This is a genomic window from Vibrio sp. 10N.247.311.14, assembly GCF_041467715.1.
Classification (GTDB): domain Bacteria; phylum Pseudomonadota; class Gammaproteobacteria; order Enterobacterales; family Vibrionaceae; genus Vibrio; species Vibrio crassostreae_C.
Genome location: NZ_JBFSVE010000117.1, coordinates 1 through 1,230 on the forward strand (window position 1 = coordinate 1; position 1,230 = coordinate 1,230).

General features: G+C 44.1%; 1 protein-coding gene. It reads left to right on the forward strand.

The window, feature by feature from the left end; translation table 11 throughout:
- Positions 1-72 precede the first annotated feature (72 nt).
- Positions 73-1,230, forward strand: a protein-coding gene (locus AB6F11_RS21655; RefSeq protein ID WP_372128382.1) for an IS3 family transposase whose coding sequence is annotated in 2 segments (ribosomal slippage) — positions 73-331 and positions 331-1,230 — 1,159 coding nt annotated over the 2 segments. Because the reading frame shifts where the segments join, the coding sequence is not laid out codon by codon here. This gene is flagged as partial in the annotation.

The window sequence follows — 1,230 nt, forward strand, 5'->3', positions numbered from 1 at the left end:
TGTAGTGGTACGCTGAATTTGGTCACTTAGTAAGAGGTGATATCATCACCTCATAAGTTAACAGGTGACACTATGACAAAACGTACAAGAAGACTATTTAGCGCTGAATTCAAATTAGAAGCGGCACAACTGGTTCTAGATCAGAACCACTCTGTGACAGAGGCTGCTCAAGCTATGAATGTTGGGAAGTCCACGATGGATAAGTGGGTTCGCCAACTAAAAGAGGAACGTCAGGGGAAAGCACCTAAAGCATCGCCGATGACGCCTGAGCAAATTGAAATACGTGAATTAAAAAAGAAGTTAGCTCGCCTTGAAGAGCATAATGAAATATTAAAAAAAGCCACGGCTCTGTTGATGTCGGACTCACTGAACAATTCTTGATAATCAAGAAACTCAAGCAGAGCCACAGCGTAAAAATATTATGTGAAGTGTTCAATGTTCATCGAAGCAGTTATAACTACTGGCGAAAACGTCCAGTAGAAATTGATGCCGAAACAGCAAAGCTCCGTAGTTTAGTTAGCGAGGCATATGCCGCAAGCAACGGTTCTGCGGGAGCGAGAACCATTGCTGACATAATAACGAGTCAGGGAACTAACCTGAGTCGCTACAGAGCAACGAAGTTCATGAAAGCCCTTGGTCTAGTGAGCTGCCAAGTGCCAAAACACAGGAATCGTAAAGCATCACAAGAACATATTGAGATCCCAAACCTCTTAGGCCGCCAGTTTGCAGTTACGGAGCCAAACAGAGTTTGGGTTGGTGACGTTACTTATGTTTGGACTGGCTATCGTTGGATGTACTTAGCCGTAGTTTTAGACCTGTTCGCTAGAAAAACGATTGGTTGGGCAATGTCATTATCGCCCGATAGTCGATTAACTCGTAAGGCTCTTGCCATGGCTTATGAGTCTCGTGGTAAACCACAGGGCGTCATGTTTCACAGTGATCAAGGCAGTCATTATACAAGCCGAAGTTATCGGCAATTACTGTGGCGCTTTCAGATCAAGCAAAGCTTATCTCGACGAGGAAATTGCTGGGATAATGCACCAATGGAACGCTTCTTTAGAAGCTTGAAGACGGAATGGATACCTACAGTAGGTTATCGGAGCTTTGCAGAGGCACAACAAGAAATTACTCGATACATTATTGGGTATTATTGCCAACTCCGCCCGCACCAATACAACGGTGGTTTGACTCCCAATGAATCAGAACGATTGTTCTGGTTAAACTCTAGGA